This window comes from Aquimarina sp. MMG015 (assembly GCF_018100855.1).
In the GTDB taxonomy this organism is placed as follows: Bacteria; Bacteroidota; Bacteroidia; order Flavobacteriales; family Flavobacteriaceae; genus Aquimarina; species Aquimarina latercula.
Genome location: NZ_JAGJEB010000003.1, coordinates 286544 through 301897 on the forward strand (window position 1 = coordinate 286544; position 15354 = coordinate 301897).

The following is a 15354-nucleotide window of genomic DNA, read 5'->3' on the forward strand; positions in this document are numbered from 1 at the left end:
CATAAAGAATACGTTTATTTAAACAGATACTCCTTGTAATTCTTTCTCGTTCTTTTTGCTTTTACCTTTCTTAATATTCTTAAAAGTATCTAAGTACATTTTAGTTATTCTACTCATAGGGAATGCTGTTGCCGCTTTGTAATTAGCCTTTGCTAATTGATTCCTATATGCTGTATCAACTACTATTTTTTCTATTGCCGTAGCTAAACTAGCTGTACTTTTAGGATCAAAAAACTCTCCCCTATACCCTTCTTCTTTTACTAATATACTAAGATCACCTAGATCAGGCATTACTACAGCCTTACCATAGCTTCCCGCCTGGTGCAATACACCAGAACTTCCAGTAGTAGAGGTGTAAGGAAATACCACCATGGCACTTTCTCCAAAAATTACAGGAACATCCTCCTCTTCTACATATCCTGTAAATGTTAATTGTGGTACATCTTGATATTGTTTTTTTACATTTTCTAAATATCCAGGTGTATTTGGGTTATCTGTACCTGCAATAACTATTTCTAGATTAGCACCAGTAGCAGCTCTTACTTTTTTTACTGCATCAATTAAAATTTCAACTTTTTTATAAGTTCCAAACTTCCCAAAAGTCATAACCTTGAGTGGCCCATCCGGTAGATCATAAGAAGGTTCTTCCGGAATCTCAAAAGTACCGTGAGGAATAAGTACTACATTTTTGGCATTATATTTCTTTTCAAGAATATCAACATATTTACTTATCGTTACCGCTACTCGATCAGAAGCTAATACGAATCTTGTTAATGCTGTTCCAATCCAATTAAACACCGTTTTTAATACAACATTAGTTGTAAAACCAGCTTTACCTAAATCTACTTGCTCCATAATATTGTGTAACAAAACAACCGTTGGAATCTTTTTCATTTTACATAAAAAAGGTAATAATAAACCTAAGGCAGCAGCAATCTTCTTATCTCCAAACTTCATAAATTGAAGATTAAAAAGAATCGCTTCCGGTTTTGTTTGCTTAACGGCTTTCATAACCGTTCTTATATTTTTATAACTATTAAATTTCCAACAGGACTTTACAATCACCTTACAACCTGCTTCTTCGAACTCTACATTAGCCTCCGATTCCGAAATATCCGTCAACAAGATTAACTCAGTAACCTCTTGTTGTTGTCTAAAATGCTTCACTAAATGAAATGCATATTCATTTAATGTTACTTTACTTGGTGGATACGCAGTTACAATTGCTAATTTCATAATTGTAAATTTATATTAAACTTGGATTCTAAAGTGATACCACAAATATGTACTATATCTCTTTAGGACTACATTTATTTTCGTTGAGATGCAATTTTATGTCGACGAATGTAAAATATACTAATTTAGTTTGAATTTTCCCCATATTTATAAAAGAAATACGCTAGCTGAACAACTAATAAAACAGCCATTGCAATTATTTGTACCAATACTACTTCTAGCAAAGAACTATGAAAAAATATGATCAATAAAATTTGAGAAACTCCCAATAACCCCGAAACTACGACTGGTATATACTGATCTAGAGACAAAAAGTAATAAGCAAATATGTTAGACACTGCAAACAATGCAGTTGCGACAGCATATTTCCAAAGTAACGGAGCCATTGATAAATATGCGTCTCCAAATAAAACGTGGATTGCTAATTCTGGAAAAAGATAACAACCTAAAACAACTACAGAGGCTAGCCCTACAACATAGCCGACATATTTAACCAAGATTGGTGCTGTAGCTTCTCCTAACTTTTTCTTTTCTATTACCGCTGGTAATAAAAGCATCACGAACATCCAAGTAACAAAATACACCACTCTTCCTATAAGGGCTAAAGAGGCGTATAATCCGGCATCATATTCTGCAAAATAATGTTTAACTAATAGGATATCACTATTATTAATTATAATTTGGGTTAACTCATAAAAAGCGGTAAGTATAAAAAATTTACTAATCTGACTCGTTTGTTCTTTACTTAACACATTTCGCACCCGCAAAGAAAAGTTCTCTTTCTTAAAAGGTAAGAGACCAAAAAAGAATGAAATTACAATACCTGTTACTACTAAAATCGAAGAGCTTATTTGCGAGATAGTAAAAATCAACACCAATGTAATAATCAATCGACTAAACATTTCACCTTGATAAGTCCAAGCCAATTTTTCAAACCTTTTAGTGCCTTGAAAAAATCCACGATTTACGCTCATTATAAAATAGATCGGTACTCCTAATCCAAAAATGGTGAACATTAATGAAGAACTGGTATTAAAAAGTTCTTGTAATTGTTTTGAAAAAACAATCATCCCTGCCCCTATAATGATACCAGTAACACCAGCATACTTATACACTAGAGAAATAAAACTTCTAAAAGAATCATTCTCAAATAAAACAGAAAACTTGGCCGTTGCTAATTGAAATGTCATCGCTACAAACGATAATACCAGTAAAAAGGTAATTAATAACGCCGCATCAGCAAATAACTCAGGGCCTAAAATCCTTCCCAATAATAAATTATATAAATAATTTCCAGCGTTTACTACAATAACGCTAAGCATAAATTTCTGCTCTGCCGTAAGTTTTGGAATAAGCGTACTAATAGTCATTTCTAAAATCTTAAATACCTGTTCATTTTTTCTTTTCTATCAATTTTGTTACCTCTTTGAGATACATTACAACTTTCTTATAATGATCATTAACTTTTAAGTTTTTTACTAAAGAAAATTCTTCTTTAATATAATATTCATTTTACCAAAGGCCTTGTTAATCATATCATTTTCGGATCCAATCATATAAAATATTTTGTTGTTTTTAATAGCTCTATTATATAGATTAGTTAGCACTTGAATTCCGTAGGCATCTATTCTTTTTACCTTTTCTAGGGATAATACTATCTTTTCAGAAGAGCTCATTAATTGTTCAAAATGATGTTTCAGTGACATTGTATTTGTTCCTTCAACATTTCCTTCTAATTCATAAACTCCATAATTATTAGTTATTTTAAGTGCCATATCATTTTATTTTAGGTTATACTGCAAAGATGTCTTTCCTTTTTAATTCTAAACTCTAATTTTAGATAAGCTACAAGTTAGTATAGATGAATGGCGAAAAATAACAGATTGATTATAAACAACTATTAATCAGTCTTATGTAAATTTAGATATATTAGTCGGCTAAACATTACTGTAAAACCACAACAAAATTAAGGTCTGAATCAAAATCCGTGTATTACAACCGTTTTACTTGTTTTTTATCGGTTATTTTAACTTTTAATTAACTTTTTTAGGAAGAAAAAACCTCCTCTAAGTATTCTTTTTAACATCTAATAAGCCTTATTTTCATTTCAAATTATAGAAATCCGAATAAAAAGTTGAAAATTCCCTTAAAAAAAGTACGTTAATGTTTTTCGTTATTAAGACAAAGACATACCTTAACTACCTAAACTTTATGTAAAGATTATACTAATAAAAAAATATTCTGAAAAGATATTCTTACCTTGTTAACAATGAAAAATTGTCTATGAACAAAGTATTATTTTTAATGCTCTTTCTTTGTATTAGCCATATCTCTATGGGACAGGATATGAAAGAAGGATTTAATCATCTCGAGAATGGTGCATACGATAAAGCCAAAGTTTTTTTTCAAAATATCCTTCAAGAATATCCAGATAACCGAACAGCAAAATTATGCTATGGTAGGGCAATTGGTCTTCTTGGTGAATCCAAAAAAGCCGTTGCTATTTTTACAGAATTAAAAACAATGTATCCGGATGATTACGAGATAAAACTTAATTATGCTGAATCATTATTATGGGATAAAAACTTTAATGCAGCTGAAACATATTATGAGCGTATCGTAAAGGAAAAACCAAATAGCTTTGCCGCTGTTCTTGGTTATGCTAATACGCTCTCTAATTTAAAAAAGTATCCTTCTGCTCTAGAAACTGTAAATAAAGCTTTAGAAATACAAGTTGGTAATAACAATGCATTAGTATCCAGAAAATATATTAGACTCGGGTATGCCTTTACTTTGTCTCAAAATAAAGAGTATGATAAAGCTTTAACTCTTTTAGATAAAAATTTAGAAGATTTCCCTGATGACAAAGATACATTACTAAACAAAGCAAATATTTATTTAGTGATTAATCAGTATGCTGATGCTGAAGAGATGTATTATAAAACTGCAAAAAACCGTAAGGATAGTATCATATCATTACAAGGATTATCACTAGTTGCTCATAAAATGCATAAAGAAAAAAAAGCGCTTGATTTAGCTAAGGAATCTTTGAAAAAAGCCAAAACCCTAGAATCGGACAATGAAATTCTTCTTAGTTCTTACGAAAGATACGTACAAGCCTTGTTTTGGAATAGAAAATTTAAGGATGCTAAAACCTCTATTGATGAACTTAAAAACAAATACCCTGGTAATTCTAAATTATCAAGCCTACAAGCAACTTATGGAATGTACACCAGTGATTTTGGAATGAGTCTTGATCAATACAGTACTATTCTTGATTCTGACAAAAGTTCTTTTGATGGCAATCTTGGTATTGCAAATGCTTACAGAGCTTCTGGATTGGATATGAAAGCGTATGAATTCGCTTTTAAAACACTTTCTTTTTACCCAAAACAACCAGATGCGGAAAAATTAATTTCTGACTTAAAAATTTCTCATACTCCATTTATTGAAAACAAAACGGCATACACTTTTGACAATGGTAATAATGAGGCAATCAACACCAATTTTAACGCTGAAATTCCTTTATCTACTAGGTTAAAAGTAAAAAGTAGTTATTCATTTAGATCTACCGAAAATACAGAAACAAATGTAAAAGCTGAATCTCACGAAGCTGCTATAGGGCTAGATTATGAATTTACTGGTAAGATTGGCATTAAAACTAATCTAGGATTTAATAGTGCTAATGCTATAACTAATAGTTATACCGGAATCATTGGTGAAGTTATTTTGAGTACAAAACCCTTTAAACTTCAGAGTTTAGATATTGGTTATAAAAGAGAACTTCAAAATTTTAACGCAGATCTTATCGATAGAGAAATAATTATGAATAATTATTCTCTTAACTATAACCTAGGAACTAATATTAATTTAGGATGGTATACGCAAGCTATATATACCTCGCAATCTGATGACAATAGTAGAAACTTATTATTTACTTCCTTATACTACAATGTATTGAATCGACCTACGCTAAAAGTTGGTTTAAACTATCAATACATTTCTTTTAAGGATCAGGTACCCACTATTTATTTCAGTCCTTCGTCATTTAATTTAGTAGAATTTTTTGCTGAAATACAAAACGATCAGAATAATGATTGGTTTTATCGTTTTAGCAGCGCAATAGGTCGCCAATACGTAGAAGATGATCCAGCGTCTACTACTTTTAGAGCAGAAGGGAAAATTGGATATAATTTTTCAAAGAGATTTATTGCAAATATTTATGGTAAATACAGTAATATAGCATCTGCTACTGCAGCTGGTTTTGAATTTACAGAAATTGGTTTTAAACTAAAATGGTATTTCTTAGAGAAACCTCTTTTTAATAATAAGATCGAAAAACTAAATCTTCAGGCTTATAAATCACAAGTAAAATAGCGAGAATAAATTATTTTATTCTCGCTATTAGACCCCAAAACTCAACCTAAATCTTTCATTATTCTTTCATGAAACTACCTTGATATTTTCTCTTATTCGTATCTGAAACTACATATTTATATATTCCAGTATGTAAATCTTGAGCATCAAACTTAGCTTCATTGCTAGATATCATTTGTAATTCTTCATTTCTTACGATTCTTCCTAACATATCAACAACAGTAATCGTTATCGTTCCTTTTAAGGTCTCAGGCACTCTTATAAAAGTGGTTGCCTGAAATGGATTCGGATAATTTAGTACGTTCTCTACTTTTTCCTGAATCTCATACTCTTCTGTGCTCAATACTGTATTATTCGAGAAAACTAATTCAGAAATCTCAACATCAAAGGATGAAAAGTTTTGATAGTCTCCTTGGATAGAGAACACAACGCTTCTTACGTCTGTTACATTAACTGATACGCCAGCTGCATTTTTAAAATCTGCAAAAGCTATATTATATAGTGTGTTATCAGAATTCGCTTCTATTGTAAATCTTAATCTATCATTCCAATCAGTAAGGTCTTTTGTTACCAAAATAACTTCAATATTGCTGGTAGTATTCATCTCAAACTGTAATGCGTCATAGTTTTCTACATTTAGTGTTAGATCACCTGCTAAAACATTTCTGAAAATGTTTATCGTTTCTTTTACCTCTCCTCTTACAGCAACACCTCTTTCTATTGTGTAGTTCTCATCAGAAGTCGCTTCGGTTTGTTCTAAGATTTCAAAACTTTCTAGAACTACTGCTTCTTCTCTATAATCAACTCCCCAAGGTCCATCTGCTAAGTATAAAGCATCTATTTGAGTAGACTCTTGTCCGTTGATAGAAAATCCAATGTCAAATAAGAATCCAGTATCTACTTTTATTTGCTCTCTATATGCTCCTGATAAAGAAACTGTTTGTCTTAATGCTACTTCAGAAGACAACTCAGTTCGTCTAATGTTTCCATCAAAATTCATTGAAGATGCTCCAGATTTGTTTACAATATCTAATACTAATTCTCCATTATCATATCTTCCTTTTTCTACGAAAATGGTTGGTATTCTATTAGATACTTCATGACTTCTCATTGGTTTATCGGCAATAAAAGTGTCTAAAATATGATTTGCAATATTAGCAACTTGCGCTACAGAACCACCCCAAACTTGGAAGTTTGTATAATCTCCTTCTGGATAGCTATCAATGTTCCACAGACTATAGATTTCATTTTCAGATTCTCCTTCTTTTATAGAAAAAGTCAAAGCATATTCTATTTCTCCTGTAGCTCTTTCTATACGAGTACTAATAATCGTATGATTTCTAATCACTACTGTTCTTAAATCTAATAATTTAGATCCGTTAAGACGATCACATATAGTCTTAGAATGGTCATAAATATTTCCTGTTGTTGTAGTTGCTAATCCTGCAGCTACTCTTTCTTCATTTTGATAATAGTCTACAGAGAATACTGAATTAGCATTCGTTATTCCAAGTAAATCTTCTGGACTAGATACATACGTAGATTCTGATCCTACTACTCCTGTAGTAGGGAAATAAAGGCTTAAATCTTCATTATTTCTGGACTTATATGATACAACACCTGGTTGAAATCTTTTCTGTGATTTCTTAGTATTAAAAATCAAGTTTGACTTCGTTCTGTTAAAATTACGTTGCGCTATTAAACTTGCAAGATCTCCATTACTTTCTAATCCTCCATCATTAGCGGATGTAACATCTGTAGCACTATTTATGTCTGCATAATTATCTGTTTTAATCGCCGTTATTGGACTTGCTGTAATATAGAATAATGCATCATTAAAATCCTGATCACAAGAAGCGTAATCTCTTCTGATATCCTCAAATCCTAAAATTATTCTATCAGAATCTGGATCGTTAAGTAATACGTTATGATATCTTAATGTTTCATCACTTTCTGGATTATAATCTGGATTAGAATATAATTGCCAGTTACCTGTATCAACACATCCATCTTTCCAAGCATCCGCTAACAACACCCATCCTATACCAGTATTAGGAGGAAAACTACCGATACTAACTTTATCACCTACTTCTAAATCTCCACCACTTCCTACTGCAGATACATTAGGAAAAATAATAGTGATGTCTTCTGGTTGCGGAATTGTTTCGTAAGGGTTGTCTGCATCATATGTATAAAAACCTAACGTATTTTTATAACCAGCACCTTCTCCTACAAAGGTGATCCAGATTTCAGCATCTTCTTGTAGAACTACATCAGTATCGTATCCAGATGAGATATAGTGTGGATTAAAATCGGGCACAGGATATCCTTCTGGCAATGCATTATTAATCATATCAACAGTTTCCTGACTTACTACATCCTGACCATCAAGATATAATGGCTTTCCATTAGAATCGAAATCTCCTAAATAATTATATCTATCACAGATTGCAGGTATTGGAAAACTTTCAGGAGTCTGACCTCCATTTTCTGAATCAAAACCAGTTTTTCTTTGATCGTAGTGATCATCTAAACCATCATTATCAGCATCAATTCCTGAAGGATACGTTTCTACGTTCCCATCTCCATCACTATCATACGCTTCAGTGTTATCAGAAATACCATCGTTATCAGAATCTACATCTAAGTGATTATAATCGTTATCTCCATCTGTATCAACATCTCCATTCGTTGATCCTCCGAAATCTGGATCAAAATTATCATCTAATCCATCTCTATCTTCATCTGTATTAGAAAGTCCTAAAAATGTAGTTGAATCTTGCCCTTCGATAATATCTATAATTCCATCATTATCAGAATCAATATCATAACAATCATATACTTGATCGTTATCAGTATCTAAAGGAATAAATTCAGTTCCTAATTGATCTGTATCAAATGCATCAGCAATCCCATCATTGTCTGTATCCTGATACCCAGCATCCTGACCATTACAAATACCATCATTGTTAGTATCATTATTTCCTGCACCTGCTTCTACAATATCATAAATCCCATCGTTATCAGAATCTATGTCTAAGAAATCTGGATTTCCATCACCATCTCTATCAAAAGCATCTTGTACTACATTATCTCCATTACCACTAATATCATTATCCAAATAGTTAAACATCCCATCATCGTCACTATCCCCATAAGGATCTACTCCATTACATTCTAAAATATTAGATAATCCATCTCCATCACAATCAGCATCCATAGAATCTAAAATCCCATCACTATCTTTATCTAATGGTGATATACCACTTGCGCATTTAAATCCATCATTAGAATTCGTAGTTTCTGTTAAATTTAAAAGTGTAGCCGTTGGGTTTGCTCCCTCATAATCATTGATTAAATATAAACCACCATTATTATCCGAAACATATAATCTGTTATCATTATCTGCATACGCTGCTCCAAATGTACTTCTTGGCAAATTAGCTACTGTTTTACTTGAGAATACTGGAGTACCAGAAGACAAATCCCATTTAAATAATTTACCTCTACTACCTCCGTAAAAAGCACCGTTAACATATACTATATCCGCACAAGTACTTGGTGCCGTTACATCTGCTTCCACAATTTCGAATTGAGGAGAATAACTTCCGTCGTAATCTTTTAGATTAATAATCTTATGAAAAGTTCTTTTGTTATTATTTTGGAATACCCACAGATTTCCGTCGGGATCTACATCCGCAGCATAACCACCGCCAAAGACTGTAGTACCATTAGGAGCTACTGCTCCTAGATCGATAATCATGTCTTTTGCTATTCGTAGTAAGTGATCGTCACCACTCTTTATTCCATATAAAAAATTATCTACAGCATTATATCCTCCAGCATTATATGAGCTGTAGGAATGTAACGCCTCTGAATATGATCCCGTAATTGGATCGTACGCTTTCATAGATCCTGAAATTACTTGATAAAACGTCCCATCATTACAATCAAACTCCTGCTGAGCAGAAATTGATAAGCTTATTATTGCGGTTAAAAAAGTAAAAATTCGTTTCATAATAATATAGATTTTCGGTATTTGGTTTACTCAAAATTAGTTAAGACTTGTAGATAATTAATGAATTACTCGTTATGTGAACTCTATAACCAGTTGGATGGTTTATTTTACTAGATAAAAGGAAGTTAGTAACGGTTTTACATAAGAGAGCGGAATAAATAATTATTTATTCCGCTCTCTGGGGCAAAAACAAAACCAAACTTAAATCTACAAACCATACTCTTTTAAATCGTTAACAAACTATCGTTTATTAGATGTAAATTCAATATCTCAACATGTTTTTACCAAAGGTTTACTAGTACGTATTATTTAAAACTATTAGTCAATTATTTTTAATCATTAGAATTAATTGACATAATACTACTCATCATCGTATTCACTTGATTTGTGTCAAAATCTTTTCTTAAATAGGGCCTTACTCTAGTCATAATATTCCCTTCTACATCACAATGAAAAAGTCCAAGAGCATGTCCTATTTCATGTGGGCTAGTAGATTTAAATAAAAATTCATCGGTTATTAAAGCTCTTTGTCTTAGACCAATTCCTGCGATAGCAATGGTATTAGTTCTAAGGATTACATATATATTTAAACGATCTTGTTTATAAGAATCCTGCGTTTCTCTACTAAATACCGCTGATTCATTACCTCTATTATCCTTAAGGTCATACAATTCGCTATTAATAACGACTCTTGATTCTCCCATTTCTATTCCGATATCATTTCTATTAAAAAAACAACCATTTAAAAATTCTAGATATTTAGCTTCATCCAGTTGATACATTGACTTATCGTGACTTTCAGAAGGAACTACATATATTATATCAACAAGCAACTTTGCTGTTGGATTATCCATAAATATTGGTTCTATGAATAATGGAGCGGAATCATCTTCTACTGAACATGAATAGGTAGTTAAGAGGATCAGTATAATAGGTAATAATTTTTTCATAATTTCTGAAGATTGGGGTTTATTAATAATCAGAAACTTAATTTTAGGCGCGCATACTTTTCCGTTTCATTACTTTAAAGTTACCTAGATATAGGTGTTTAAACGAGATTTTTCGGTGAGTGGTAGATATCTATCGATGAATTGGTATTTTATTGAAGATCAGGCGTTTCATCGATTTTCGATAGATGGGCTATATGAGGCTGTGACGGCACTAAATTAAGGGGTGTATCGACGAATGGTTTCTCATAAAAGATTTAAAAAAGAAAAATGCACTAATCATATTATAAAGATTAATGCATTTTTTATACGGTATGTGTATTAATTTACTCAATGGATACTACAATTAGGCCTATTGAATAAATACTTTTATTAATGTTGGACTATTTTATTATAATAAGTTTAGGCGTTTCATCAATTCCGGACGATTAGATCTACTAACAGGAATAACATCTTTAGCTATTAAAACACTGTTATCTTCAATATCGATAATCCTTTTGATATTTATTATATAAGACCTATGAACTTTTAAGAAAAGGTCATCCGGTAATTTCTCCTCTATCTTTTTTAACGTAGAATGTACTGTATAGTTCTGTCTTTCTGTTTTGATAAGAATATAATCTCCCTTTGCTTCAATGATTAAAATCGTTGGGATATCAATCTTTATCAACCTTCTATCTATATTTACATAAAGATCATTTTCTCCAGAGGAGATTCCCGAAGGTTCTTTTTTATCCTGTACAGCGGCAGAAACCGGTATTATATCTGGGGTGCTTTCTGCTTTTTGGATGGCTTTAACAAAACGTGGTAATGTTATAGGCTTTACCAGATAATCCACTATACATTCATATTCAAATGCTTCTAGAGCAAATTTTTCGTCAGAAGTGGTTAGCACTATTTTTGGAGGATTCTTTAAAGTCTGTATAAAATCAAAACCTGTAAAATCAGGCATATGAATATCTAAAAATATTAAATCAATCGAATTACTATTTAAGAATTTGATAGCCTGAATTGCGTTTGGAAATTCTTCAACCACATTCAATTGATCTACTTGAGAACAAAGTTGTTGAATAATTAATCTTGCAGTTTCTTCATCATCAATAATAATACAATTCATAAGCGTAATGTTTTTATATAACCTTCAAAAAATCTTCAATACTCTCTAAAATTAGCATAAATTTTGGATATAGAGAAGTGTCATCTTTTTTTAAATCTTCTTCAAAAGCAACAGTAACTTTATACTGAGCCTCGAATCCAAACATTCCAATTTTATGTTTTAACTTGTGAACATCTTTTGCAGCTTCAATATAGGCTTTTGCATTATAATTTTTTAAAAATTCTTTTTTTTCTTCTGGAAATTCTTTCTTTATTATTCCAATTACCTTTTGTTCAAATTCTTCAGAACCTGCCGCAAGGTCTTTAATGTAGTCTAAGTTTGGGGTTTCTATCATGTTTTTACTCTTTTTGTAAGGTGAAGAAAAGTGTAGTGCCTTTACCAACCTCTGATTCTAACCGTATATCACCTTTATAATAATCTACAATTTTCTTCACAATCGGTAATCCAATACCAATACACTCTTTTTTAGAATCTATACTTTCGAATAGTTGAAAAATTCGTTCTCGATATTTTTCAGGGATTCCCTTTCCATTATCCCTTACACTACACTTTAAATATGATTCTTCTTCCTTAATATTAATATAAATTTCTCCTTTTTCTTTATCCATACTGTTAACAGCATTGCTGATCAAATGATAAAAAAGATTTTGAAATAATGTAGGATACATAAATAATTTAGACGTATTACTTTCTATATGAAATTGTACCTCGTCTGGTATTATTAATGATTCTATAATCTCTCCTAAGAAAGGTTCTAAATCAATTTCTTTATCATTCTCTTCGAACTTATCAATGGTCGAGTATGTATGTAAACCTTTAATAAGGTTATCCATTTTTTCTATATTATACTCGATGTTCTCTAAATTTTGAACCACATCCTCCTGTAGGTTTTGGCCATCTTCTTTAGTCCAAGCGATTAAGGTTACAATATTTCTTAGAGGTGATTTCAAATCATGTGAAATTGCCTGTGTAAATTCTCTAAGCTCCTTGTTTTGAGCCGTTAGCCTTTTCAATAAATTATCCTGTTTGTTAAAAGATTCGCAAGCTTTTAGAGAAATCGAAAATTTATCCATTATAGGAGACAACTGATTAATTTCTACTTGGTTGAAAGCCGTTCCTTTATGATTAATAAGCATTAAACCCTTATCATTCTTAAGATTAAAGAACAACCAAGATCCTTCGGTTCTACAGGATGATGTCATTTCTTCTTCATCTTCTATAAACATACCTGTTTTTATCGTTTCATCTTTAAAACAATCATTTAAAAAATCACTATGCTCCATCATTTTATCATCCACCAATCCAGCAGGATAAGAATAAGACCTTATATATTCATCTTCTTTTTTAGAAATTACACAGCAGCCACTCAGATTTTTACGAGCAAGCAACAATTTTAAAAAATTATCACAATTTTTATCAAAATCTAAGGTCCTACCTATAGACATAGAAAACTCGTAAAGCTGTAAAATATCTGCGATATGTTTGTTAATATTTACACTCATTTTCTGCCAAATAATCCAACCACTATAGTCTTGTTAAAAAGTTCTAAATACCCATTGAAAGAAGATATTTCTCCTAACGTTAATGCTCCTCCAATAAACATTTGATCATTTTCCTTTTTTAAAAGGCTCACTACGTTATCTAACTCTTTCTGAAAATGATCTTCTAAAAACAATGTTCTTGATATACAATCAATTATAACTGCCGATGTTGGATTAGGGAAACTTTCTACGGCTAATTGAGCTGCCTTATTAGCAGATTCAAGTAAATTTTCTTCTTTGCCTTTTAATACATCCAACATCGTATTGTTAAATACTTCTCCTACACAGATCAATTCTCCCTTATCATTAGTAGCAATTGGATCTCTAACTACACATTCTGAATTATCCTTTACAATTCCGAATGGATACGATTTAGCTATATCGAAAAAATTATCTTCACTCAATTCTTTTCCACAATCAGATTTAACGATCTCTTTATAAACCTCGAGAGCGTTTCTCCAATTAAGTTCTTGTATTATATTTTTATCGGTTTTAGTAGCTATAATTGGCCCTTCTATTTTTTCCCATCCGTGTTGTACACCAATACTTCCTGATGTTTCATAAATAATCGTAATAGCTGCATTCATAAAAAAACCTTCATTACTAAATACACAAGGTTTTTGTTCTAGAGTGAGACTTCCTGCACCGCCTCCTAAATACAGACAGTTAGTACCGAACACCCTATATAACTCTGATAAATAATTAGAAATATTACCTGTTAAACCATCGATCATGGTAAAAGCACAATAGTCTTTTTCTCTATCTAAAGCAGTAGATGGAATTGTAAAATCTTTTTCTCTTAAATTTTGAGTAACAAAAAGGGTAGCAACGCGATCAACAAAATTGACAACAATACCTTCATCATAAAGGTCATTTTGACAAATAATTTTAGGAAATATTCCTCCCATAAACTGCACATCCAGTTTATTTAATTCTTCAATTAATTGAGGTATATCCAGTATTGTTTTTTCTGGTACCGTTAAAATTACTTTTCTTCCAGCTGCTTTTTCCTTTATTTTAGCTGCTACATTATGGGGGTCTGTAGAACTTATAAACATATTTTTTTCATTTTTTTATCGTAAAGAAAAAGGTAGTCCCTTTCCCGACGACTGATTCCAACCAAATTTTTCCTTCATAGTAGTCTATGATTTTTTTAACTATAGATAGTCCAATACCGGTTGACTCTTTTGTAGAATCAATACTTTGAAAGATTTTGAAAATCTTCTCGTGATATTTATCCGGTATTCCCTTCCCGTTATCTTTTATATAAAATCCCCAATACTCTTCTTCTTCTTTTGATCCAATATAGATATACCCTTCTTCCTTATCCATCCCTTTGATGGCATTACTAATCAAATTTTGAAACAATTGTTTAATCCTATGCGGATCTTTCCTTATTGTCGGAAGTTTATTATCTATACTAAATTCTATAAAATCCGGTGCATGTAATGATTCTATTGTTTGATATATCAATACATTTAAATCTACCTCATTTACAATTTTATCTTTTTTATCGATCAGAGAATATTCCAAAATTCCTCCGATCATACTATCCATTTTTTCAATATTTTGTTCAATATGACCAAAATGACTCAAAACAGTACCGCTCAACTCATCAGCATCCTCTTTTATCCAAGCGATTAATGCACTTACGTTTCGTAAGGGAGATTTTAAATCATGAGACACGACTTGCGCATAACTAGTTAATTCTTCATTACTTTTCTCCAAGTCCTTTAACATTTTTGCTCTCTGTTTTTCAAAATCAGAGATTTTAGCTGCTTGTTTCTCAATCAAGGTAGCCAATTCTATACCTGTAAGATCTTCTATATTTGTTGCTGTTTCTTTGTCTTTTTTTTCGTCGATTGATCGAAGTGTTTTTATAGCATCATTCAATCGTTCAATAACCAATCTTTGTCGCTTTGCTTCTTCGGTTAATTGCTTATTAGCATCAAATAATTCTTGCGAGCTTATTGACATTGCTCTTTGTAACATAGTAAACTGCTCTTCATAGGTATTATACGAACCATCAATCGCAGCTAAAAGCTCCTGAATTTCAGGATGATTTTTTAAATCATCAGATAGTTTCTTCCTTATCTGCCTCTTCAATAACGAATTCAT

General features: G+C 31.5%; 11 protein-coding genes. 1 reads left to right on the forward strand and 10 read right to left on the reverse strand.

Annotation, left to right across the window (positions count from 1 at the left end; all coding sequences use genetic code 11):
- Positions 1 to 18: 18 nt before the first annotated feature.
- The 3 genes from J8L88_RS07955 to J8L88_RS07965 form a co-directional block, all read right to left on the reverse strand.
- Positions 19 to 1236, reverse strand: coding sequence for a glycosyltransferase (locus J8L88_RS07955; protein ID WP_211060452.1), 1218 nt, complete (start codon positions 1234 to 1236; stop codon positions 19 to 21).
- Positions 1237 to 1361: 125 nt separating this feature from the next.
- Positions 1362 to 2606, reverse strand: coding sequence for an oligosaccharide flippase family protein (locus J8L88_RS07960; protein ID WP_211060453.1), 1245 nt, complete (start codon positions 2604 to 2606; stop codon positions 1362 to 1364).
- Positions 2607 to 2714: 108 nt separating this feature from the next.
- Entirely contained in the window at positions 2715 to 3011 is a 297-nt protein-coding gene (locus tag J8L88_RS07965) for an STAS domain-containing protein (RefSeq protein WP_211060454.1), read from the reverse strand.
- Between the two features lie 508 nt (positions 3012 to 3519).
- Between J8L88_RS07965 and J8L88_RS07970 the strand changes: the two genes are divergently transcribed.
- Positions 3520 to 5613 (forward strand): lipopolysaccharide assembly protein LapB, encoded by a 2094-nt coding sequence (locus J8L88_RS07970; RefSeq protein ID WP_211060455.1) that lies wholly within the window; start codon positions 3520 to 3522, stop codon positions 5611 to 5613.
- A gap of 58 nt (positions 5614 to 5671) precedes the next feature.
- Here J8L88_RS07970 and J8L88_RS07975 read toward each other — a convergent pair whose 3' ends face one another.
- From J8L88_RS07975 to J8L88_RS08005, 7 genes are all read right to left on the reverse strand, one after another.
- Positions 5672 to 9631 (reverse strand): DUF4114 domain-containing protein, encoded by a 3960-nt coding sequence (locus J8L88_RS07975; protein ID WP_211060456.1) that lies wholly within the window; start codon positions 9629 to 9631, stop codon positions 5672 to 5674.
- Positions 9632 to 9963: 332 nt separating this feature from the next.
- A complete protein-coding gene (locus J8L88_RS07980) occupies positions 9964 to 10581 on the reverse strand; it encodes a matrixin family metalloprotease (protein ID WP_211060457.1) in 618 nt (205 codons plus the stop codon).
- A gap of 388 nt (positions 10582 to 10969) precedes the next feature.
- Complete coding sequence (locus tag J8L88_RS07985; protein WP_211060458.1) at positions 10970 to 11695, reverse strand: LytTR family DNA-binding domain-containing protein; 726 nt, start codon at positions 11693 to 11695, stop codon at positions 10970 to 10972.
- A 13-nt stretch (positions 11696 to 11708) separates the two neighbouring features.
- Positions 11709 to 12029, reverse strand: coding sequence for an Hpt domain-containing protein (locus J8L88_RS07990; RefSeq protein ID WP_118387690.1), 321 nt, complete (start codon positions 12027 to 12029; stop codon positions 11709 to 11711).
- Between the two features lie 4 nt (positions 12030 to 12033).
- On the reverse strand, positions 12034 to 13197 hold the full coding sequence (locus tag J8L88_RS07995) for an ATP-binding protein (RefSeq protein ID WP_211060459.1): 1164 nt from the start codon (positions 13195 to 13197) through the stop codon (positions 12034 to 12036).
- Positions 13194 to 14294 (reverse strand): FIST signal transduction protein, encoded by a 1101-nt coding sequence (locus J8L88_RS08000; protein WP_211060460.1) that lies wholly within the window; start codon positions 14292 to 14294, stop codon positions 13194 to 13196. The genes J8L88_RS07995 and J8L88_RS08000 overlap by 4 nt, the downstream gene beginning before the upstream one ends.
- 7 nt (positions 14295 to 14301) lie before the next feature.
- Positions 14302 to 15354, reverse strand: a complete 1053-nt coding sequence (locus tag J8L88_RS08005) for an ATP-binding protein (RefSeq protein ID WP_211060461.1) — start codon at positions 15352 to 15354, stop codon at positions 14302 to 14304.

Coding starts and splice junctions, on each gene's coding strand:
- J8L88_RS07955 (WP_211060452.1), bottom strand. CDS start 1,236: ATGAAATTAGCAATTGTAACTGCGTATCCACCAAGTAAAGTAACATTA.
- J8L88_RS07960 (WP_211060453.1), bottom strand. CDS start 2,606: ATGACTATTAGTACGCTTATTCCAAAACTTACGGCAGAGCAGAAATTT.
- J8L88_RS07965 (WP_211060454.1), bottom strand. CDS start 3,011: ATGGCACTTAAAATAACTAATAATTATGGAGTTTATGAATTAGAAGGA.
- J8L88_RS07970 (WP_211060455.1), top strand. CDS start 3,520: ATGAACAAAGTATTATTTTTAATGCTCTTTCTTTGTATTAGCCATATC.
- J8L88_RS07975 (WP_211060456.1), bottom strand. CDS start 9,631: ATGAAACGAATTTTTACTTTTTTAACCGCAATAATAAGCTTATCAATT.
- J8L88_RS07980 (WP_211060457.1), bottom strand. CDS start 10,581: ATGAAAAAATTATTACCTATTATACTGATCCTCTTAACTACCTATTCA.
- J8L88_RS07985 (WP_211060458.1), bottom strand. CDS start 11,695: ATGAATTGTATTATTATTGATGATGAAGAAACTGCAAGATTAATTATT.
- J8L88_RS07990 (WP_118387690.1), bottom strand. CDS start 12,029: ATGATAGAAACCCCAAACTTAGACTACATTAAAGACCTTGCGGCAGGT.
- J8L88_RS07995 (WP_211060459.1), bottom strand. CDS start 13,197: ATGAGTGTAAATATTAACAAACATATCGCAGATATTTTACAGCTTTAC.
- J8L88_RS08000 (WP_211060460.1), bottom strand. CDS start 14,294: ATGTTTATAAGTTCTACAGACCCCCATAATGTAGCAGCTAAAATAAAG.
- J8L88_RS08005 (WP_211060461.1), bottom strand. CDS start 15,354: ATGAATTCGTTATTGAAGAGGCAGATAAGGAAGAAACTATCTGATGAT.